Annotated in this window: 18 protein-coding genes; 8 read left to right on the forward strand and 10 right to left on the reverse strand. The window is 36.1% G+C overall.

Features of this window, described 5'->3' with window-relative positions; genetic code table 11:
- Window positions 1-367 precede the first annotated feature (367 nt).
- From DRF57_RS02060 to DRF57_RS02075, 4 genes are all read left to right on the forward strand, one after another.
- The gene (locus DRF57_RS02060) at window positions 368-1,567 is read left to right on the forward strand and encodes an endonuclease/exonuclease/phosphatase family protein (protein WP_047484826.1); all 1,200 of its coding nucleotides are present in this window, start codon (window positions 368-370) and stop codon (window positions 1,565-1,567) included.
- A 51-nt stretch (window positions 1,568-1,618) separates the two neighbouring features.
- Window positions 1,619-2,041: a DUF6146 family protein gene (locus DRF57_RS02065; RefSeq protein WP_115916655.1), complete on the forward strand. Its 423-nt coding sequence runs from the start codon at window positions 1,619-1,621 to the stop codon at window positions 2,039-2,041.
- 193 nt (window positions 2,042-2,234) lie between these two features.
- The gene (locus DRF57_RS02070) at window positions 2,235-2,972 is read left to right on the forward strand and encodes a hypothetical protein (protein WP_115916657.1); all 738 of its coding nucleotides are present in this window, start codon (window positions 2,235-2,237) and stop codon (window positions 2,970-2,972) included.
- 18 nt (window positions 2,973-2,990) lie between these two features.
- On the forward strand, window positions 2,991-4,832 hold the full coding sequence (locus tag DRF57_RS02075) for a T9SS type A sorting domain-containing protein (RefSeq protein ID WP_115916659.1): 1,842 nt from the start codon (window positions 2,991-2,993) through the stop codon (window positions 4,830-4,832).
- A 58-nt stretch (window positions 4,833-4,890) separates the two neighbouring features.
- Here DRF57_RS02075 and DRF57_RS02080 read toward each other — a convergent pair whose 3' ends face one another.
- Both DRF57_RS02080 and rho read right to left on the reverse strand, forming a co-directional pair.
- A complete protein-coding gene (locus tag DRF57_RS02080; protein ID WP_047484818.1) occupies window positions 4,891-5,487 on the reverse strand; it encodes a superoxide dismutase in 597 nt (198 codons plus the stop codon).
- Window positions 5,488-5,704: 217 nt separating this feature from the next.
- Window positions 5,705-7,531, reverse strand: coding sequence for a transcription termination factor Rho (gene rho, locus DRF57_RS02085; RefSeq protein ID WP_047484816.1), 1,827 nt, complete (start codon window positions 7,529-7,531; stop codon window positions 5,705-5,707).
- A gap of 144 nt (window positions 7,532-7,675) precedes the next feature.
- On the opposite strand from rho, the gene DRF57_RS02090 reads away from it, so the two are divergent.
- The 4 genes from DRF57_RS02090 to DRF57_RS02105 all read left to right on the forward strand — a co-directional run bounded on the left by DRF57_RS02090 (window position 7,676) and on the right by DRF57_RS02105 (window position 11,560).
- Window positions 7,676-8,065 carry a DUF4293 family protein gene (locus DRF57_RS02090; protein ID WP_047484814.1) on the forward strand — a complete coding sequence of 130 codons (390 nt, stop codon included), beginning with the start codon at window positions 7,676-7,678 and terminating at the stop codon, window positions 8,063-8,065.
- Between the two features lie 132 nt (window positions 8,066-8,197).
- The gene (locus tag DRF57_RS02095) at window positions 8,198-9,121 is read left to right on the forward strand and encodes a M28 family peptidase (RefSeq protein ID WP_047484812.1); all 924 of its coding nucleotides are present in this window, start codon (window positions 8,198-8,200) and stop codon (window positions 9,119-9,121) included.
- A 233-nt stretch (window positions 9,122-9,354) separates the two neighbouring features.
- A complete protein-coding gene (locus tag DRF57_RS02100) occupies window positions 9,355-11,193 on the forward strand; it encodes an ABC transporter ATP-binding protein (RefSeq protein WP_047484810.1) in 1,839 nt (612 codons plus the stop codon).
- Between the two features lie 19 nt (window positions 11,194-11,212).
- Complete coding sequence (locus DRF57_RS02105) at window positions 11,213-11,560, forward strand: DUF1801 domain-containing protein (protein ID WP_115916661.1); 348 nt, start codon at window positions 11,213-11,215, stop codon at window positions 11,558-11,560.
- Window positions 11,561-11,608: 48 nt separating this feature from the next.
- Here the strand turns inward: DRF57_RS02105 and DRF57_RS02110 are convergent, their stop codons facing one another.
- The 8 genes from DRF57_RS02110 to ftsH all read right to left on the reverse strand — a co-directional run bounded on the left by DRF57_RS02110 (window position 11,609) and on the right by ftsH (window position 20,300).
- Entirely contained in the window at window positions 11,609-13,411 is a 1,803-nt protein-coding gene (locus tag DRF57_RS02110; RefSeq protein ID WP_115916663.1) for a hypothetical protein, read from the reverse strand.
- Window positions 13,412-13,708: 297 nt separating this feature from the next.
- The gene (locus DRF57_RS02115; RefSeq protein WP_115916665.1) at window positions 13,709-14,029 is read right to left on the reverse strand and encodes a helix-turn-helix domain-containing protein; all 321 of its coding nucleotides are present in this window, start codon (window positions 14,027-14,029) and stop codon (window positions 13,709-13,711) included.
- A 1-nt stretch (window position 14,030) separates the two neighbouring features.
- Window positions 14,031-14,444 (reverse strand): transposase, encoded by a 414-nt coding sequence (locus DRF57_RS02120; protein ID WP_115916667.1) that lies wholly within the window; start codon window positions 14,442-14,444, stop codon window positions 14,031-14,033.
- Window positions 14,445-14,543: 99 nt separating this feature from the next.
- Window positions 14,544-15,539, reverse strand: coding sequence for a helix-turn-helix transcriptional regulator (locus DRF57_RS02125; protein WP_115916669.1), 996 nt, complete (start codon window positions 15,537-15,539; stop codon window positions 14,544-14,546).
- A 465-nt stretch (window positions 15,540-16,004) separates the two neighbouring features.
- Complete coding sequence (locus DRF57_RS02130; RefSeq protein ID WP_115916671.1) at window positions 16,005-16,661, reverse strand: phosphatidylserine decarboxylase family protein; 657 nt, start codon at window positions 16,659-16,661, stop codon at window positions 16,005-16,007.
- A 4-nt stretch (window positions 16,662-16,665) separates the two neighbouring features.
- Window positions 16,666-17,538 carry a phosphatidate cytidylyltransferase gene (locus DRF57_RS02135; protein ID WP_115916673.1) on the reverse strand — a complete coding sequence of 291 codons (873 nt, stop codon included), beginning with the start codon at window positions 17,536-17,538 and terminating at the stop codon, window positions 16,666-16,668.
- A gap of 24 nt (window positions 17,539-17,562) precedes the next feature.
- Entirely contained in the window at window positions 17,563-18,144 is a 582-nt protein-coding gene (locus DRF57_RS02140; protein ID WP_047484801.1) for an LUD domain-containing protein, read from the reverse strand.
- A 134-nt stretch (window positions 18,145-18,278) separates the two neighbouring features.
- Window positions 18,279-20,300: an ATP-dependent zinc metalloprotease FtsH gene (ftsH, locus tag DRF57_RS02145; RefSeq protein ID WP_047484798.1), complete on the reverse strand. Its 2,022-nt coding sequence runs from the start codon at window positions 20,298-20,300 to the stop codon at window positions 18,279-18,281.
- Window positions 20,301-20,309: the final 9 nt, after the last annotated feature.

Consider the following 20,309-nt stretch of genomic DNA (forward strand, 5'->3'; position numbering starts at 1 on the left):
CAACAAATTTAGAACTATTTTCATTAACTCAAACATTTTTAGTTCTTTATTCTATTAATTTTCCTTAACACCCCACTATTATCATAAAAATATATGCTAATTTTCATCAATTGCGAAAAATACAATAATACTATTCTTTCTATTTAAATTTACGTTAAAAATGAAGGCCATTTACTATAGATTACATAATGAATACGGATGTTGGCAAAATTAAATCCATAAAAAAATGAGCGCTTCACAAAGCTCCTGTTTTAGCTTTCCACCTTATTCTTAACTTTTTATTAAACTAAACTCAAATTATTTTAGTCTTTATTCTTATATAAAATTAGTAATTTTACCCCCTCAATTTTTTGAATATACTAAGAATATGAAAAAATATTTAATCATTGCCGCCCTGTTTTGCTTCAGCTCTGCTTTCTCACAACAGAAGCAGGTTAAAAGAGCAGCTATTGCCTTCCTCAATGTAGAAAACCTTTGGGACACCATTCCTTCTGCAGACTATATTGATGGAACTTTACCTCTTTCCAATCCTAAATTTCACAGAAGTGTACCTGTAGATTCTTTAAAGTTTCTTGAAACGACAGAAGACTATAAAGGAGAATGGAGCGATGATTTGTTAATTGGAAAAAAAGTGATCAGAAAACAGTTTTTATCTGAGGACTTTACAGCCAACAGCCCTAAAAGATGGGGAACAAAGTATTATAATCAAAAACTAGCCAATGAGGCAAAAGTGATTTCGGAACTAGGGAGACAGTATACTAATGACAACCCTGCAATCTGCGGATTAATAGAGGTTGAAAACAGACAGGTTATTGAAGACTTAATCAAACAACCTGCTTTGGCACGAAGCAATTATGGAATTGTTCATTTTAATTCTTATGATTTCAGAGGGATTGATGTAGCCATTATTTATCAAAAAGGAAGATTTTCTCTGTTGGATTCTTATAAAAAAGAGATTAAAATTTACGATGAAAACGGGAAAAGAGAATATACCAGAGATATCGTTATAGCTATTGGATTATTGGATGGAGAAAAAGTAGGTATTTTTATGAACCACTGGCCATCCAGAAAAGGTGGAGAAGCAATTTCTCTTGCCAAAAGAAATACAGCTGCTACTGTACTGAAAAACGAAATGGATAAAGTAACTGCTGAAAATCCGGGAATCAAATTATTCTCCATGGGTGACTATAATGATGACCCTGTAAGCCCGAGTTTGAAAAAACACTTAGCTGCAGTAGGCGATCCGAGTGAGTTATCAGATAAGACTCCTTATTATAACCTGATGTACAAATTATATAAGGCAGGTGTTGCTTCACTGGCGTACAGAGATGCTCCAAACTTGTTTGATCAGATTATTGTTTCAAGAAATCTTTATTCACCGGAAAAAATAACGCCTACCTATACCATCTATAAAGCAGAGATCTATGCACCTGCTTATCTTGTAAACAAAGAAGGACAATGGAAAGGATATCCGTTACGTTCTTGGGATGGAGACCGGTTCACAGGTGGATACAGTGACCACTTCCCTGCGGTTTCTGTAGTTCAGAAAGAATATATTAAAAAATAAATACAGAAAGGCACTCTTATTGGAGTGCTTTTTTAGTATAAATATTGCATCATGAAAAATTTTGTTTTACTACTGCTTATGGCCATTCTTCCATACAGTTGTTATTCTCAGAATAATCCTAAAAATAATAAAGAACAAACCACCGAAATGAAACCGTCTAAAAATGAAGACGGAGAATGGGATATCGTTGTAATAGATACCCAGTTTGATTATTTTTTGAACGCGATTGCCAAACCTATGAATCAGTATTCAGAATCGTATCTGAAAAATAAAAATACATTTTTAGTCAATGAATGGAATAGTTATTATAACACTGGCAAATACAGAAATGTTATAGAATCAGGAATAGATTATGACCCACGGGAAAACTACGGGATAAAATTTGAATATAAACTCTATCAGGTCTTTGCATATGTAAAGTGGAAGTACGGCCTCAAAATGAATGGGCTGTCCGGAAGCGACGGAGCTAGATAATACACATTAAAAAAAGGTTCAGAAGTTTTCTGAACCTTTTTTATTAAATCCAATCTATTATACAGTATATCATATAAACATTAGGATAAAATTCATAAATTATTTACAAATTCACTTTAAGTTTTATCTATATTTGCATATCACTGAATCTTAATTTTCAGTAACTAATCACCTATAAAAACTAATTTAACTCATGAAGAAAATGCTCTCAGCACTATCTGTGCTATCCGTATGTTTGCTAAGCGCTCAGCTTTATATCCCGGGAACCCCCTCTGTTTCAACGAATACGAATGTAGGAATTAACACTGCATCTCCACAAGGGTCTTTAGACATTAATGCTAATGGAAATATTCCCGTCATAAGAGGAAACGGCGGGTATATCCCAACTGGTCTAAGGTTTATTGATGATTCTTACACTCAGCAGGGAAATGTAAAAGAATGGGCTATATGGAAAGGAAATCAATGGGCAAAAGGATTGGCTTTCATGAGGTATGATGCTGTAGACTACTGTGCAACAGGAATTTGTGATGCTCCATTATTCCTTCATGACAATGGAAATATTGGAATGGGTTCCTTAAACCCGGATGCCAAGTTAACTGTAAAGGGAAAGATCCATGCCGAAGAAATAAAAGTAGATCTTAACGTACCTGCAGATTATGTATTCCAGAAATATTACACAGGAGCTTCCAGCTTAAAACCGGAATACACAATACCTACACTTGAAGATGTAGAAAAATTCACCAAGGAAAACAACCACCTTCCCAATATTCCATCAGCAAAAGAAATACAGGAAAAAGGACTCAATGTAGGAGAAATGTCAAATTTACTGCTGCAGAAAATTGAAGAGCTTACGCTATATACCATTGAACAGAATAAGCTGATTAAAGAGCAGCAAAAGAGAATCGAGGCTTTAGAACAAGCTAAAAAATAACCTATACAGTTATTATTTATGAAAAAAATTCTAATACTATTAACCTTGTGTTTTGCCGTAATTCAAATTACCGCACAAAGTTATGAAGAAACTTATCTGAAAGATGAGAAGAAAAGGCTTGATAAAGTAGCTCTTGTTGAAATTGAAATTGAAAACTTTATCACTCAGAATATCAATACATTTGATTTTACAGCAGTCATCAACTCTGTAGATACTACCAATAAAGAAACCGGCCAGCCACTTTCTGCTTCGGATTATGCCACTGCACTTAATACCGCAAAGCGTCAAAAGCTAAGAAATGAATATTTCAAAAAAAATCCAGAAAAAGTAAGTCTGTATTTCGCACAGGTTCTTCAGCAGTGTACGAATGGAGGTTTTGAAGATAACGGAGGTTCTACAGCAGGCTATGGATTTGCCAGTGATGTATATGATCAGTCTACCTGGGCACAGTACACACTTACACCGACCACCGTGGTCAATCCTGCTCCCAACTCCAATGTTACCTTAGTAGATGCCGGTTCTGCTGATCCTAACATTCCAAGTATTCCAAGAGTATATTCCGGAAAATATGCCATTAGGCTCAACCAACCTACCAGCGTATTGTCCAGAAGGGCGTCATTGCTAAGACGACAGTTTATTGTCAATGAGAGGAGTATCAGCTATGCCTATGCTTTATTTTTCCAAAATCCTGCAGATGGCGGCCATACCCAGGATACAAGATATCCCTATTATCAGGTAAGGCTGAGAAACAGCAGCGGTAATATAGTCTACCAAAGAACCGTTGACGGAGTCTCCAATCCTATTTTCAACTATAATCCTTCCAACAATATTTTATACTCCGGATGGAGATGTGAAAACATTGACACTTCACAATATATGGGACAGTTTGTAACACTGGAAATCATTATGTCAAACTGTGGAAATAGCGGCCATTATGGATATGGTTATTTTGATGATTTCTGTGGGTTACCTCCTAACTGTAATATCCCTAGTGTTGGAACAATCAATCTTCATCCCCGAAGCCAAACAGGATGTCCTGAAGATCCTATGTATATCACGGGTAACTACCAGCTTCCTCCTAATGCAACGTTTCAAATGCCTGGAGCCGGTATCAAGCTTGACATCCTCGAAGCGAGCACAGGAAATCTTGTTACGACGTTAACGTCTCCCAACTTTCCGAGTACTAATAATTTCAGTTTCTACGTAAGTAGTTATTCCTTTTATCCTTCAGGGATGACCTCTAATACAGAATTCAACTTTAGAGTAAGAATGATTTATAATACGGGAGGAATTAACCAGCCGGAGGTTTCGGCTAACCATACCAACCCTCCAGGTCCTGATGTTTCTTTTAAAAACTGCAATAGCCCATGTTTTGAAGAAATGTATATCAACGAAAAGGTGGTTACCTCTCAGACTTTTCAGGCAAGTGGAGGAATCTACGCGAGCTCACAGATATATCCTAACCTCGAGGTCACCTACAGAGCGGGGTATCAGATTCAGCTATTACCGGGCTTCTACACTACCGGACAAGATGTGGGTATATTCCATGCTTATATTGGCCCATGTGAAGACAACAATACGTTTACTAAAATCCCTCCGGTAAATTCAATGGCTAAGGCTTCTGAAACTCAGATATTACCTGCAGAGATTAAAATTCATCCTAATCCTGCCTCGGGATATTTTAAAATAAGTACAGGCAGCGAGAAACTTCTTTCATGGGAAATGTATGACCTCTCCGGAAAGATGGTACTGAAAGGAACTACTTCTGATGCAAATGTTCAGAATCTCCTAAAAGGCAATTATTTCTTAAAAATAAATCTTGAAAAGAGACAGGTGAGTAAAACCGTCATTTTAAAATAATACACAACAAAAAAGGTTCAGAAATTTCTGAACCTTTTTTGTTTATAATAGCTGAAAATTATTTGTTGAATAATTCCTCTACTTTATCCCAGTTTACTACATCAAAGAATGCAGAAACATAATCAGGTCTTCTGTTTTGGTAGTTTAAATAATAAGCATGCTCCCAAACATCTAATCCTAAAACCGGAGTTCCTTTAACGTCTGCAACAGGCATTAACGGGTTATCCTGGTTTGGAGTAGAAGAAACAGATACTGAACCGTCAGCATTTTTCACTAACCAAGCCCATCCTGAACCGAATCTTGTTTTAGCAGCATCAGAAAAATCAGTTTTGAATTTTTCTAAACCACCATAATTTTCGATAGCAGCTTTTACATTTCCTACTGGCTCTTTGCTTCCTCCAGGAGTTAAAATAGTCCAGAATAAAGAGTGGTTGAAGTGTCCTCCACCATTATTTCTTACTGCTGGCTTATCAGTTCCTGTCTGACAGATTTCTTCAATAGTCTTCCCTGCCAGATCAGTTCCTTCAATTGCTTTATTTAAGTTGTCAATATATGCCTGGTGATGCTTTGTATAATGGATCTCCATAGTTTTTGCATCAATAGTTGGCTCTAATGCATCATATGCATATCCTAGTTGTGGTAATTCAAATGACATAATCTTTATTTTTAATGTTATATCCAAAATTAGCCAATATTTAAGGGATTATCAAGGATTGGGGATTACTTTAATAAATCTTTAACATTGATATATTGATTTAGAATGAATTAAAGTTTAAAATAAATTCCCCCATGGAATTATGGAAGGTCTGAAAATGAAAAAGCACAGATCCCAAAACAGGATCCATGCTTTTTCTATTTAACAATAATTAAATTTATTTATTCATAGACATCAGGAATTCTTCATTATTAAGAGTTCCTTTGATGTTCTTATTTACAAATTCCATTGCTTCTATAGGGTTCATTTCAGAAAGATATTTTCTAAAGATCCACATTCTCTGAGAGGTAACCTCGTCAAGAAGAAGATCATCCCTACGTGTACTTGAAGAAATTAAATCAATAGCAGGATAAATTCTTCTGTTAGCAATTTTTCTGTCTAGCTGAAGTTCCATGTTTCCGGTACCTTTGAATTCTTCAAAGATGACCTCGTCCATTTTGGAACCGGTATCAATAAGAGCTGTAGCAATAATCGTTAATGAACCACCTCCTTCAATTTTTCTCGCTGCTCCGAAGAATCTTTTTGGTTTGTGAAGCGCATTGGCATCAACCCCTCCGGAAAGAACTTTACCTGAAGCTGGAGTTACGGTATTATACGCTCTCGCCAATCTTGTGATAGAGTCCAGTAAGATCACGACATCATGTCCGCATTCTACCATTCTCTGAGCTTTGGCAAGAACAAGGTTGGCTACCTTTACATGTTTCTCAGCCGCTTCATCAAATGTAGAGGCAATAACCTCTGCATTTACGCTTCTTTCCATATCAGTAACCTCCTCCGGACGTTCATCAATTAAAAGAACCATCATATATACTTCCGGGTGATTGGCAGCAATAGAGTTGGCGATATCTTTAAGCAACATTGTCTTACCTGTTTTAGGCTGTGCAACAATCATTGCTCTCTGTCCTTTTCCGATCGGTGCAAACAGGTCTACTATTCTTGTTGAAATGGTAGACTCGCTTCCAGCAAGATTAAATTTCTCTTGTGGGAAAAGTGGAGTAAGATATTCAAAAGCCACACGGTCTTTGATAAAAGCAAGATCACGTCCGTTAACTTCCGTAGGTTTTAGCAAAGAAAAATATTTTTCCCCTTCTTTTGGAAGTCTTACAATTCCTTTCACGGTATCTCCGGTCTTTAAACCGAAATTTCTGATTTGTGCAGTAGAAACATACACATCATCAGGTGAAGAAATATAGCTAAAGTCTGAAGAACGAAGGAATCCATAGTTATCCGGCAATATCTCTAAAACACCTTCAATACTTACCATACCATCGAAATGAAATTCTTTCTTATGGTCAGTCTGTTCCTCTGCCTTTTCAGAATGCCTGTTTTGATTCTGATTCTGGTGTTGGTGTTGTTGGTTCTGTTGCTGATGCTGATTTCTATGTTGATTTCCGCTGTTCTGCGGATGGTTGTGTCCTTTTGGGGATCTGTTAGCCTGTTGTTGAGGATTCTTAGGCTTCTCTTCTGCCTGAGCAGGCTCTTGAGATTCTGTATTTTTAGGAGCTTCTGTTCTTTCCTGAGATACTTCGGTATCACCTGTATTTCCAGAAACCCTTTTTCTTTTCTTTTTAGCTTGTGATGCAGCAGTCATTTCTTCTGTTGCTGTTGCTACCACAGCTTCTGCTTTCGGTTCTTCTGTTTTTATTTCTTCAGAAGCGGGAACCGTTTCTTCTACCTTTTGTTCCACTTTCGGTTCAACCGGAGTTTTGGCATTCACTTTTGGCTTCGCTACTGTTTTCTTAGGAGCAGCTTTTCTTGCCGGGGCTTTTACAGGTTTATCTGCTGTGGCCTCTTCCGTATTTGGACTGGTTTCTGTGGCGTTGAAATAATCTTTTGCAACTTTAGGGTTAGAAGCCTGAAAGTCTAGAACTGCAAAGATTTTATCATTCTCATTGCTATTTCTTGCAACTTTAACGCCTAAATCTTTTAAGATTTTCGTCAGTTCCGTTACGGATTTTGACCTTAACGTTTCTATGTTAAACATACTTAATGTAAAAATGTAATTAATTGTGAGTAAGAAAAGTAAGTCCGGTGACTTTGGTTTTCAAGTACATTGTATAATGCAAATCTACACTTATTTTTGAATTGTGCAAAATTTATGTTATTTTTGCCAAGAATTTAATATTCAATGCTACAGAGAATACAAACCATATGGACGTTACTGGCAGTTTTATCTGCTGTTTTTCTTTTCATTACAGGACAGGATGTTGTTATTTTGAACAATATTCCGGTACTCAATATCGGGTGTATCCTACTGGTTTTGGCCGGAGCATTAAGTATTTTTAGTTTTAAAAACAGAAAAAGACAAATTTTGCTGAATACCATCAGCATCATTATAAACGTTTTGTTGATTGGTGTATTGGCGTACTGGCTGCTAAGCTTATCCGGAGGAATTCAATTTCCTGAGAAGGGTATTGAGCCGATTTTCCCATTAATCGCGGTTATCTGTTTGTTTATTGCAAACGTATATATCCGTAAAGATGAGAGGCTCGTGAAATCTGTAGACAGACTTCGATAACCTTACAACGATTTTTTGAGTGAGAACAGCTTCTTTTTAGGAGCTGTTTTTTAATTATCTTTATTTATGTAATTTCATGCAACATTTCAGTTAAATGCGCGACAGATCATATAAATCTTAATTAAAAAAATAATGAAAAAGCTAACCTACCTCGCTCTATCAATGTTCTCTATAAGTATTTTTGCACAGGAAGTTCCACAGGAAAGAGTGAAAACCATCCTTTCCACTCTTGCGTCAGACGAAATGAAAGGACGTGAAATAGGAACTCCCGAAAATGAAAATGCCGCTCATTATATTGCTGCACTTTTCAAAGAAAACAAGCTGGAATACTGTACAGGAAACTCTTACCTGATTCCTTTTGAATACAAAGGCCAAAAAGCATATAACGTATGTGGCATTAAAAAAGGAATATCAGATCAGTATTTAGGATTTTCCGGGCATTTTGATCATATAGGAACCAGCAATAAGAGTGGTGACAATATTTATAACGGCGCAGATGATGATGCCAGCGGCATTACAACTTTGGTAGGCATTGCCGATTATTTTAAAAATAAAAAACCTCAGTTTTCAATGGTTTTCATGGCCTTTAACGGAGAAGAAAAAGGAATGCTCGGCTCAAAAGCAATTTCTGAAGATAAAAATCTGGATAAGATCTATAATAAAATGACAGCTCTTTTCAATTTTGAAATGGTGGCCACTGAATCTCAATGGGGGAAAAATGCATTATATATGACCGGTGACGGTTTTTCAGACCTGGATGAGCTTTTCAATAAAAATGCAGCAAATGGACTGACTATAAAACCAGATCCTTATGCAGAACAACAACTTTTTTACCGGTCAGATAATGTGAGCTTTGTAAAAAAGAAAATCATTGCCCACTCATTTTCAACAGTTGATATGACTAAAGCATCACACTACCATCATGAAAATGACGATGTTACTATTGTTGATTTTAATAATATGACTCAAATCATCAATAACTTTGGAAAAACATTAGATCAACTAAATCCTAAGAATTTTGCTCCAAAATACAATGACAAGGTTACATTTAATTAATCCTAAATAACCGTAAAAACCGCCGGAATGGCGGTTTATTTTTTTATCAAACCTCTTATTTCTTTTCAGTCCTACCGTCCTATGAGCCCCGCATTTTATTCAAAAATAAAAGAGAAAGGTTCAGCGGTGTAACAAAAATCCACTTTTTGAAACATATAAGATAAAGTAAAATAGGATTAAGAACGTCTTATCTTTTAATTTTACGTAATTTTGCTATCCAATTTTTTCATTGAATGAACGAATATAAAAAAATCTTAAAATTCGCGAGACCGCATCAAAAATATATTTACGGAAGTTTATTTTTCAATATCCTGTACTCCGTATTTCAGATTGCTTCCCTGGGAACTATCTTACCCGTTTTGGGAATGTTGTTTGGAACGATTAAGCCTGAGAAATATGAAACAGCACCTGTTTATTCAGGAGAACTGCTTGATTTTTTCAATTATTTAAAAGAATATTCCAATTACTATGTGCAAAGTTTAGTGGCACAATATGGCTCACTGACCGTTCTTGCCTGGCTATGTATTATTACAGCCTTTATGTTCCTGCTGAGAAATGCCTTCAGATATTTTGGATCTTTTCTGTTAATAAACTACCGTGTAGGCGTTACTAAAGATCTGCGTGGTGCCATGTACCGAAAAATACTTTCTTTACCGGTTTCATTCTTTACAGAAAGCCGCAAAGGAGATTTAATGTCCCGTATGTCTAATGATGTAGGTGAGGTTGAAGGGAATATTTTAGGAAGTTTAATCGAATTGATTAATGCACCTTTCATGCTGATCAGTACATTGGTCACCTTATTCTTCTTAAGTGCAGAAATGACCCTTTTCTCCCTTCTGGTACTTCCTGTCATGGGAACGATGATCGCTTTGGTAGGAAAAAGCCTTAAAAAAGATTCTCACGAAGCACAGCATGAAATGGGGACCATATTTTCCATTGTAGACGAAACATTGAAATCCTCAAAAGTGATTAAGATTTTCAATGCAGAGAAGATCATGGACAACCGATTTATGAAGTCGATGAACAAATGGATATCCAGCTCAATAAGCTTAGGAAGAAAGAAAGAACTGGCTTCCCCGATGAGCGAATTTTTAGGATCTATTACCTTTTTGATTATCGCATGGTATGGTGGAAAACAAATTATTGTTGAGCAAAGCATATCTCCTGCAGATTTCCTTGTTTTCCTGGGAATGTTCTTCCAGATTTTACCACCGGCAAAAAGTTTGTCTACAGCGATCTCTAACGTTCAGAAAGGAGAAGCTTCCCTGAAAAGAGTATTGGAAATCCTGGATGCGGATGTGAAAATTGAAGAAGTGACAGAACCCGTTTCTATCACGACACTTCAGAATAATATTGAATTTAAAGAGATCGGATTCTATTATGATAAAGCCAATCTTATCCTTAAAAACTTTAATCTGACAATTCCAAAAGGAAAAACAGTAGCTTTAGTAGGACAGAGTGGAAGTGGAAAAACAACTATTGCCAATCTTTTGGCCAGATTCTATGATGTTTCAGAAGGCCAGATTCTTATTGACGGAATAGATATCAAACATTTAAAATTAAAAGAATACCGCCAGCTTTTAGGAATGGTAACTCAGGAATCTGTATTATTCAATGATTCTGTTTACAATAACATCCTGATGGGTAAACCGGATGCCACAAGAGAGGAAGTGATTGCTGCAGCTAAAATAGCTAACGCAGATTCATTTATCACCAACCTTGCCGAAGGCTATGATACCAATATCGGAGATGATGGAAATAAACTGTCCGGAGGACAGAAACAAAGGGTTTCTATTGCAAGAGCAGTTCTGAAAAATCCACCGATTATGATCCTGGATGAAGCCACTTCTGCACTGGATACGGAATCTGAAAGATTTGTACAGGACGCATTGGAAAAAATGATGGAAAACAGAACTTCCCTTATTATTGCCCACCGTCTTTCAACGATCCAAAAAGCAGACTGGATTGTAGTCATGGAAAAAGGTGATATTGTAGAACAGGGAACCCACCATGATCTTATTGCCAGAAAAGGAATGTACAATAAGCTTGTGGAGCTTCAAAATTTCGACTAACTATTTTAAGTGATTTAAAATGAACCCTATACAAGAGTATTTCTACAGAATCGAAGAGCCTGAGAGAAGTACTCTTTTATTTTTGCGTGAAAAAATCTTAGCATCAGATACGGAAAACATTACCGAGACCTTCAGCTTTGGACTTCCTTTTATCAAATACAAAAAGAAGATGCTATGCTATTTCTACTACAGCAAGAAATATAAAAAACACTATATCAGTTTTTATCATGGAGATAAGCTGGATTATCCCGAACTTACTCAGGATGGCAGAAAGAAGTTTAAAATCCTTTTAATTGATCCCGAAGAAGATCTGCCGGTGGATTTTATAATAAGCCTGACACAAGAAATAAAAACATATATAAAATAAAAACTCCGGTACGAATCATCGTACCGGAGTCCTCTTTAAAAACGGTCATCACTGTGTATTAATACCGCTGAATTCTGCCTGCTTAATTGCCCAGGCTATCATATTCGCAAACAGTATTGAGTTTTGCACCTGCATTCCACCAGTCGAATACCCATTACCTGCATATCCGTAAGCTGATTTCTGAACAGGGAAATATCCTCCCGAACTTGGAGCTACAAAAGGTTCAATTGTATTACTTGAATACTGGTTTCCATTCGCATTTTCATTGCTTAAGAATCCTCCGTCTCCAAACCATATAAAATTCAAGCTGGTGTTTCTCAATCCTGATATTCCAGTTCTCGATGTAGTACTGTTAATAGGTTGTGCATAGCTGTAAGGGGTAAAACCACTGGTCAATCCAGAAACACTCACCGTTGTAGAAGCGTCTTCACCCCAGTTTTTACCTCTTACATCACCAAAAGGACCATTCAATATAGGATCATCGGAATTGGCAAGAGCATACACAGATCCTGCTCCCGCTCCATAAGCTGTTGAAATGGTAGGATCAGAAAAAATTCCACGGAATAAGTTTTGAGCAGAAGCGGTATCATCTGTAAGCGCAATCACAACTCCTTTTTTATTCAGATAGCTGGCAATATAACCCGCATCTGTGGCATTCGGAGTATAATTATATCCTATAATGACAATATCCGGTTTATTATTTAAGGCTGTTTGAAGTGCTGTAGAAGACGGTGAATTTCCTAATGAGATATGATTAAATCCTTCATATTTAACAATGCTTGATGCCGTCGTCCCAAAATTAGTAGGAGAATCCATCAGGCTTCTTGACGGGCCTGTATAAGCACTGTACCCATATGCTGTCTCCAATCCTAAATGCAAAATGTTTTTCTTAGGAATTACCACAATCACGTTCACAGAACATGTGGTAGATACTCCACCCTGGCTGTCAGAAGTAATGGTAATGGTCTTTACAGAAGTAGATGTAGGGGTTCCTGTTCCTCCCAACGTAATATTCTGGTTTCCAGTTGCTGTAAATGTACCTGATCCTTTGAAAGAAATTCCGTCAACAGTATTGGTGGTAATGGTATAACTTCCCAATGCTGAAACATTTACCGGTAAAGTAATGGTATTGGAAGCGGTAAGAGCGGTTCCTACTTTATAGACTCCATTTACGGTTGCACTTCCGCAAGCCATTGTATAAGTACCTGCAGGGCTCAGCACTGAAATAGAAATTGGAGGTGTACAGTTAACATCTGTTCCATTCGCGTTAAGAGCAACCGTATCAGTCTGAATATTCTGAGGAGTTCCCTGTCCCAGAACCTGTATTGTTTGTATTCCTGTATTAAGGAAAACTCCGGTTCCATAAAAATTATATCCATTGGAGGTTGTTCCGGAAACGGTATAATTTCCTAATTTAGTTACATTCACAGAAATACTCAGGTAATGAGAATTGGTTAATTCTTTGCCTTTTACATAGCTTCCCATTGCTTTAGAAGAAGAGCAGTCTATTGTAAAAACAGCTTTTCCAAGCTGTCCGCAAACACTCTTCCATTCATTATCTGTAAGGCTCCAGTAATTAAAACAATCCTCTGTTGTATTGTAAATGGTAAGCCCGTCATCTGTTGGCTTGTTGATGATAATTGCATCCCTTTGAGCTTCGGTCAACCGGGGAATAAGCATTCCTTTGTTATTATTTCCCGAAACAACATCCAGTACTGAATTTGCATTGGGAGCAGTGGTATTAATCCCTACAGCACCATTATGGGTCTGTGAATAAAACTTTCCAAAAAGTAAAAGTAAGGCAAGAAGCAGAACTTTTATTCTGGGTGTGGTAAATTTTGTCTTCATCATTTATAAGTTATAATTGTTTAATCATTTTTTTTAAACTAAATCGATTTGCTTGCTACAAAATTATCATAGCCAGACAATTACAACAACCGCTAGCCTACGCAATACTACTCACGCGTAGTAAAACTCATAGAGTGACAGAAGTCTCAAAATGATAAGAAAAAAGTTGAGTTATTATAAAAAGCAACAATAGATCAAAAAAATAATCATCCCAATTATTGAAAATCTATTATCCTGTATTTATTGAAAAAAATAATATCATTCTGTTTAATAAAATACAATCATTTATTTTTATCAAAATCAGCTTTTAAAGGCAGCTTTCCATTTGGCAATTGTGTTTCTGCTAATTTTAAAATGATTACTCACCTGAATATTGGTCAGCTTATTTTTTTTCTGGTATGTAAGAATTTGCAAAATAGATACTTCATCATAAGAACGGAGCCTTTGATTATTGAATTCTATCGCATATTCCGGATTGCCGAAAATCTGTTGATTAAACCGCAGAATATCTACTGCAGAATGAAGCATTTCCAATTGGCGTCTTATGCCGGGATCTTTTAATTTTTCGGGATATTTTTCTTCAAGAATATCGGTATAAATCTGCTTATAATCAGGGCTCATACTATATTTTTTTTAACCATTTATACAAAGTAGTTCTGGGAATCTTATATCTTTCCATAACTTCATTGGCGGTCATCGTCCCCATTCTTATTTTTTCAAGTATAAAGTCTTTAACCTCCTGTGTATAGATACTTTTTCTGAAAACCATAGTTTTTCCCCGGTGCTTTATTACATTATCAAGTCTTGCATGTGGTGCATACAAAATCAGGTGACCGGTATAAAATCTAAAAAAATCAAATTTTAAAAGCTTACACCATTTCAACAGCGTGTCTGCGTCAATGCTCTTCTCATCATACATTCTTTCCACATCAGCCTCATCCTTATCTAAAAAATGAGCGATTCTCTCTATTGAGATCTGATGTTCTTCCACTTTAGACCGTATTAGGCTTCCAATGTGAATCTCCTTAATATTCATTACTTAATTTTGAGTAAAAATATCATGCATAAAAGGAATGAAAGCATTCTCACGCCTCTCAATACTACGCATAAGTAGTAAAACTCATAATGTTAAGGTTTAAATATTAATAAGAAAGCTATTGATATTTATTTCAGAGGAAATATTCAGTTTTTTCCGTATTCTGTATTTTTTACTTTCCACCGCTCGAATACTGTTATTGGTACACTGGGCTATCTTTTTTGTGTCAAAATCAAGCTTCATCAATGCACAAAAGTACAGCTCCGAATGAATAAGATTCGGGTTGATCTTTAAAATATCAGGGACAAAATGAGGAAAAAACACCTGAAACTTTTCAAAAAATAACGGAGAATTATTTTCAGCCAAACTTAAAATCTCCTGAATATTTTCTTCTGTAAGATGGTTAATAAGCATTTGATGTTTCATTAATTCCGTATTCGTTTTCACCAGGTCTTTAATGGTAGAATCCTTCATTTTTGTGTCTACGATCAATCCCTTAATCAATGCGTCTTTTTGAGCAATAAAAACAATATCCATGACAAAAGAAGCTATGGAAAACAAGATATTCCAAAGACGTACCGTCCTGAAATCATCTTTTTCCAAAAATCTGCTTTTAGGCAGCGAATCAAAATCAAAATACAGGCAAACAATAAAATTGATACTGATCGTAAGAGTAATAAAATATATGGAAAACGAATCTTTTTTGTAATTGAGAAAAAAAGGCACCGCAAACAAAAGGCAAAAATAAAAATATTCTACTCCGGCGTTTTTATAGGTATAGATATTAAAAAAACTGACAATAATCGTAAGCAGGATGAAGATAGAGATAATACTAATTTTGAGCATTTTCCCAAATCGCCTGGTTTTTCCTTTTATTGCCATTAGAAATAACCAGAAAAAAGTGATTACCGTCAGGAAAATTGAAATCAGCATATCCCCGAAAAAAGTAATGATAAAAATAGAATAAAACAGGAATATGAAGAACAATAAAAGCAGATACCGGTTAATAAGATTCTGATAATTACTTTTGAAATCATCTTCTGTTTTCTCTGCCACACCATCATTGATCATCTTAAAGAAAAACTTATAAATCATTTTGTTGTTTTTTTATTTTAATAAAAGCTCAGATCGGTATTCTATATACTGAAATATAAAAAACCAATATTAATACCCATTTAAACATGGTAAAAGCTTACAAAAACAAATAGTTCTGTTCATAATTTTCACCGTTAAAAAAGCATGTGATTTAAGTGTTTTTTTACAATTTGAATATTAAAATTATTAAATAAAAATGTCATTTGTAATAAAAAAATGAACATTAAAAATAAAAAAGATATCGAATGTTTAATTTTTAATACCATCTAAATAAAAAAACAGGAAGAATACTGAGCTTTGCTGCTACAAAATTATTTATCCGAATAAAAAAGTTTCTATCCCGCAGTACTTAATGTTACGCATGCGTAGTAAAACTCAGCGTATAGAGTGATCTGAACATATTCAACAAAAAAAGAGAGAACCTGTATGGCCCTCTCTTTTTTGTATATTATTAAAATTAGAATTCTAACTTTTCTTTAATTTGGCAATGACATCCAATCCTCCTTTTGTTATATCACCGATCTTACAAGTAATCTCAGTATCCAACGGCAGGAAAACATCCATTCTTGAACCGAATTTAATAAATCCGAACTCATGTCCTGCTTTTGCCTGATCTCCTTCATTACAGTAGAAAACAATCCTTCTTGCAACATATCCTGCAATCTGTCTGAACACTACTTTATGATGGGTCAGTGTTTCTACGGCCACTGTTGTTCTTTCATTTTCTGTTGAAGACTTTTCATGCCATGCCACCAGATATTTTCCGGGGTGATATTTTTTGTAGATTACTTTCCCTGTTACAGGATATCTACAGATGTGAACGTTAAGAGGAGACATGAAAATAGAAACCTGGATTGCTTTTCCATTCAGGAATTCGCCTTCTTCCACTTCTTTAATCATTACTACTTTTCCGTCCACCGGAGCTATTACATTTTCTTTATGGTCAAGAATACTGCGGTCCGGAACTCTGAAAAACCAGAATACAAGACAGTAAATAACCAATAAAGGCATAATGATCAGCAACGACCACATTTTAAGAAAGTAAATCGCTAAAACGCCCAATACAATAAAAAGTATGGTCGCTACGGTAATCGTTCCTTTTGATTCTCTATGTAATTTCATGAGACTAAATAAATTTTTCTAAAATAAAGTACAAATATACGACAGGAACACAGATTATGAAACTATCCAGTCTATCTAATACGCCTCCATGTCCGGGAATGATGTTTCCACTGTCTTTAACCCCGAAATTTCTTTTCAATTGGCTTTCTACCAAATCTCCCAAAGGAGCGAAAGCAGCTACCAAAAATCCTACTATCATCCAGTTTCCTCTAAGTTCCGGCTGATAATGCTCTATGAAGTAAGACAAAACTAATGTTAAAACTACTCCACCTGCATAGCCTTCCCAAGTTTTCTTAGGAGAAATTTTAGGTGCCATTTTATGTTTTCCGAAGAATTTTCCTACCAGATAAGCAAAGGTATCGCTACTCCAGATCAGGACAAACAGAAATAGCACCTCCAGAGAGAAGGTATTGTCATAGCTGGAGAACTTAGGCAGTCCTAATGCAAAACTAAACGGTAAAGCCACATAAATGACCGTAAAAATCAATTTCCCGCTATCGTAGTATAATTCGTTAGGATATTTAAATAGAGTGACTACAGCAATCCCAATTAAGGCGAGGGCTAATATTTCACTCAATCTGAAATCAAAAAAGAAATCATGATTGAAATACCGTTTGGAAAAAATATAAAATATAAAAATGACCAGAGGGAACACCACCCATTTTTCATAGCCTTTCCCAAATTTCATGATTTTAATACATTCCCATGACCCAACTACCAATAAAAGGCTGATCAGTCCATGATAAAGGTATTGCTGCTTAATAAGTCCCGGAGAAATAGTATTGATTAATTGTGCTCCAATGGGAGTCGTACAAAGAATGATTATAGCTACATAAGCAATACCTGAGATCGTTCTTTGAATAAGGTTTTTGTCCAAAATTTAAAATTTAGAATTGCGTGCTTAGTCTTCAAGCAGTAATAGAAACAGTTTAGGACTGGAGGAAGAAGAACCGTCTAATTTTGATTGACCTCCACTAATGGAAGTAAGGTTCTTAATATTTCCATTCCTTTTTATTTTTCCCATTGCATCATTAAGGTTGTTCACAATCTGTGAAACATTGGCAATGATAATAATCTTATCAGGCAACCTTGAAGAATGGTAATGAAGGATATTATTATGGGAGAGCATGATTCTTCCATCATAAGCAATCAGATATTCGCATGTGATAAATGCAGCGTTATTGGATGGCTGCAGTTCTGATGTATAAGAAGACCTCACAACGTTTAAAAAGTTCTGAAGTTCTTTATCCCAACAGAACAGGTTATCAATACCTTCTATCTTGATAATTTGATTTAAAGTTTGTAGAGCCTCCGCTTCATCTGCACAATAATTAAAAAATCCCCCCGAATGCGTAAATAATTGCGCAAACTTATAGTCGAGATCCGCATTTTTCAGCGAGTCCCCTAGCTTCTCCAGACTCTGTTTGTCCTCTTCTTCAGGCTGGTTGGTAAGTTTGCTTACAATTCTCTTGAATAAATTCAACTTAATCTATTTTTAGTCAACTTTATACAAAAATAGAAAATTAATTACAATAGATTCCAAAATATCTCCTTAAATATGAAAAAACCTGACAATTTTAAAATTGTCAGGTTGTATTTATCTTATTTTTAAGATTTTTAAAGTTGGGTTGGACTTTCAGGAGCCTGTATTTCGCTCTCTTCCTCCTTCTCTTTTATTTGAGGGATATCCAATATTCCGGGCTGATCTTTTTCAGGAATGGTATTGGTCACAGGTTTCTCTGTCAATTCAGGATCCCATGCTCTTTTTCCAAATATGTCTTCCAGATCTTCACGGAAAATAACTTCTTTTTCTAAAAGCTTATTGGCTAAAGCATCCAGCTTATCTTTATTTTCTGTAAGAATTCTTACGGCTCTGTCATACTGATTTTCAATGATCATTTTAATCTCAGCATCAATTTTCGTAGCCGTATCTTCAGAATAAGGTTTTCCAAAAGAATATTCAGACTGGCCTGAGCTGTCATAGTAAGAAATATTACCAATATTCGGGCTTAATCCATAGACTGTAACCATAGCCTGAGCTCTTTTCGTCACGGTTTCCAAATCTGAAAGTGCTCCGGTAGAAATATTGTTAAAGATTACCTGTTCTGCTGCTCTACCTCCCAATGTTGCACACATTTCATCCAGCATCTGCTCAGTAGTGGTAAGCTGTCTTTCTTCCGGAAGATACCATGCCGCTCCTAAAGAACGTCCTCTTGGAACAATCGTCACTTTTAACAGTGGAGATGCATGTTCTACCAACCATGAGATGGTAGCATGACCCGCTTCGTGATAAGCCACTCTTTTCTTTTCAGAAGGCTTAATCGCCATATTTTTCTTTTCAAGACCTCCGATGATTCTGTCTACAGCATCAAGGAAATCCTGTTTGGTAACAGAGGTATGGTTGTATCTTGCTGCAATAAGTGCGGCTTCATTACAAACATTAGCAATATCTGCCCCGCTGAATCCAGGCGTTTGTTTGGCCAGGAAGTCTCTGTCTACATTGTCATCCAGCTTGATTTTTTTCAAATGAACGTCAAAGATATCTTTTCTTTCATGCAATTCAGGAAGGTCTACATAGATGGAACGGTCGAAACGTCCTGCTCTCATCAAAGCTTTATCAAGGATATCCGCTCTGTTGGTTGCTGCCATGACAATCACGTTCACATCTGTTCCGAAACCATCCATTTCGGTAAGAAGCTGGTTCAGGGTATTTTCTCTTTCATCGTTACCTCCTGAGAAATTATTCTTTCCTCTGGCACGTCCGATGGCATCAATCTCGTCAATAAAGATAATCGCCGGAGATTTTGCTTTTGCCTGAGCAAAAAGATCTCTTACTCTTGAAGCACCTACTCCTACAAACATTTCTACGAAATCAGAACCTGAAAGTGAGAAGAACGGAACTTTAGCTTCACCGGCAACAGCTTTTGCCAATAATGTTTTACCGGTTCCCGGAGGGCCTACCAAAAGAACACCTTTAGGGATTTTACCTCCCAGCTTGGTATATTTTTCAGAGTTCTTCAAGAAGTCTACAACCTCCTGAACTTCTTCTTTAGCTCCTTCCAATCCTGCAACATCTTTAAATGTTACCTGAATTCTTTCTTTTTCATCAAACAGCTTAGCTTTAGACTTTCCAATCGAGAAAATTTGTCCTCCAGGGCCTCCGCCACCCCCCATCTTTCTGAAAAGAAGGAAGTAGAATAATCCTAAGATTGCAATCCAGATCAATGCAGACAATAAGATGTCCATGAACGGGTTCTTACCTGCTCCGTAGTCTTTTGTAGTCTTAATAGCTGGATTTGTTGCCTTAACCTGGTCAAATTTCTGAAGAAAAAGCTGGAGATCTCCATATTTTACAGAAAAATCTGCTTTAGGAGCCATTTCCAACGCCGAAAGTGGATTACTTTCATTGGCAGATTTAGTTACCGTTGCTGCCTTTGCTGCTTTTGTAAGAAAAACGTCTGCTTTCTCTGTGTCTTTGTATATAATTACATTCTGGACTTTCCCCGCCTGCATTTCTCTAAAGAAACCATCTTCATCAATAGATTTTGCACTATCTCCTCCTAAAAAATTGGAGCCAAAAAATAGCAAAAGAGCTATGATTGCAATAGGAAAGAACCAGTTGAATCCTTTATTATTCATTTATACTTT

Source organism: Chryseobacterium rhizosphaerae (assembly GCF_003385455.1).
Classification (GTDB): domain Bacteria; phylum Bacteroidota; class Bacteroidia; order Flavobacteriales; family Weeksellaceae; genus Chryseobacterium; species Chryseobacterium rhizosphaerae.

Coding starts and splice junctions, on each gene's coding strand:
- DRF57_RS02060 (WP_047484826.1), top strand. CDS start 368: ATGAAAAAATATTTAATCATTGCCGCCCTGTTTTGCTTCAGCTCTGCT.
- DRF57_RS02065 (WP_115916655.1), top strand. CDS start 1,619: ATGAAAAATTTTGTTTTACTACTGCTTATGGCCATTCTTCCATACAGT.
- DRF57_RS02070 (WP_115916657.1), top strand. CDS start 2,235: ATGAAGAAAATGCTCTCAGCACTATCTGTGCTATCCGTATGTTTGCTA.
- DRF57_RS02075 (WP_115916659.1), top strand. CDS start 2,991: ATGAAAAAAATTCTAATACTATTAACCTTGTGTTTTGCCGTAATTCAA.
- DRF57_RS02080 (WP_047484818.1), bottom strand. CDS start 5,487: ATGTCATTTGAATTACCACAACTAGGATATGCATATGATGCATTAGAG.
- rho (WP_047484816.1), bottom strand. CDS start 7,531: ATGTTTAACATAGAAACGTTAAGGTCAAAATCCGTAACGGAACTGACG.
- DRF57_RS02090 (WP_047484814.1), top strand. CDS start 7,676: ATGCTACAGAGAATACAAACCATATGGACGTTACTGGCAGTTTTATCT.
- DRF57_RS02095 (WP_047484812.1), top strand. CDS start 8,198: ATGAAAAAGCTAACCTACCTCGCTCTATCAATGTTCTCTATAAGTATT.
- DRF57_RS02100 (WP_047484810.1), top strand. CDS start 9,355: ATGAACGAATATAAAAAAATCTTAAAATTCGCGAGACCGCATCAAAAA.
- DRF57_RS02105 (WP_115916661.1), top strand. CDS start 11,213: ATGAACCCTATACAAGAGTATTTCTACAGAATCGAAGAGCCTGAGAGA.
- DRF57_RS02110 (WP_115916663.1), bottom strand. CDS start 13,411: ATGATGAAGACAAAATTTACCACACCCAGAATAAAAGTTCTGCTTCTT.
- DRF57_RS02115 (WP_115916665.1), bottom strand. CDS start 14,029: ATGAGCCCTGATTATAAGCAGATTTATACCGATATTCTTGAAGAAAAA.
- DRF57_RS02120 (WP_115916667.1), bottom strand. CDS start 14,444: ATGAATATTAAGGAGATTCACATTGGAAGCCTAATACGGTCTAAAGTG.
- DRF57_RS02125 (WP_115916669.1), bottom strand. CDS start 15,539: ATGATTTATAAGTTTTTCTTTAAGATGATCAATGATGGTGTGGCAGAG.
- DRF57_RS02130 (WP_115916671.1), bottom strand. CDS start 16,661: ATGAAATTACATAGAGAATCAAAAGGAACGATTACCGTAGCGACCATA.
- ftsH (WP_047484798.1), bottom strand. CDS start 20,300: ATGAATAATAAAGGATTCAACTGGTTCTTTCCTATTGCAATCATAGCT.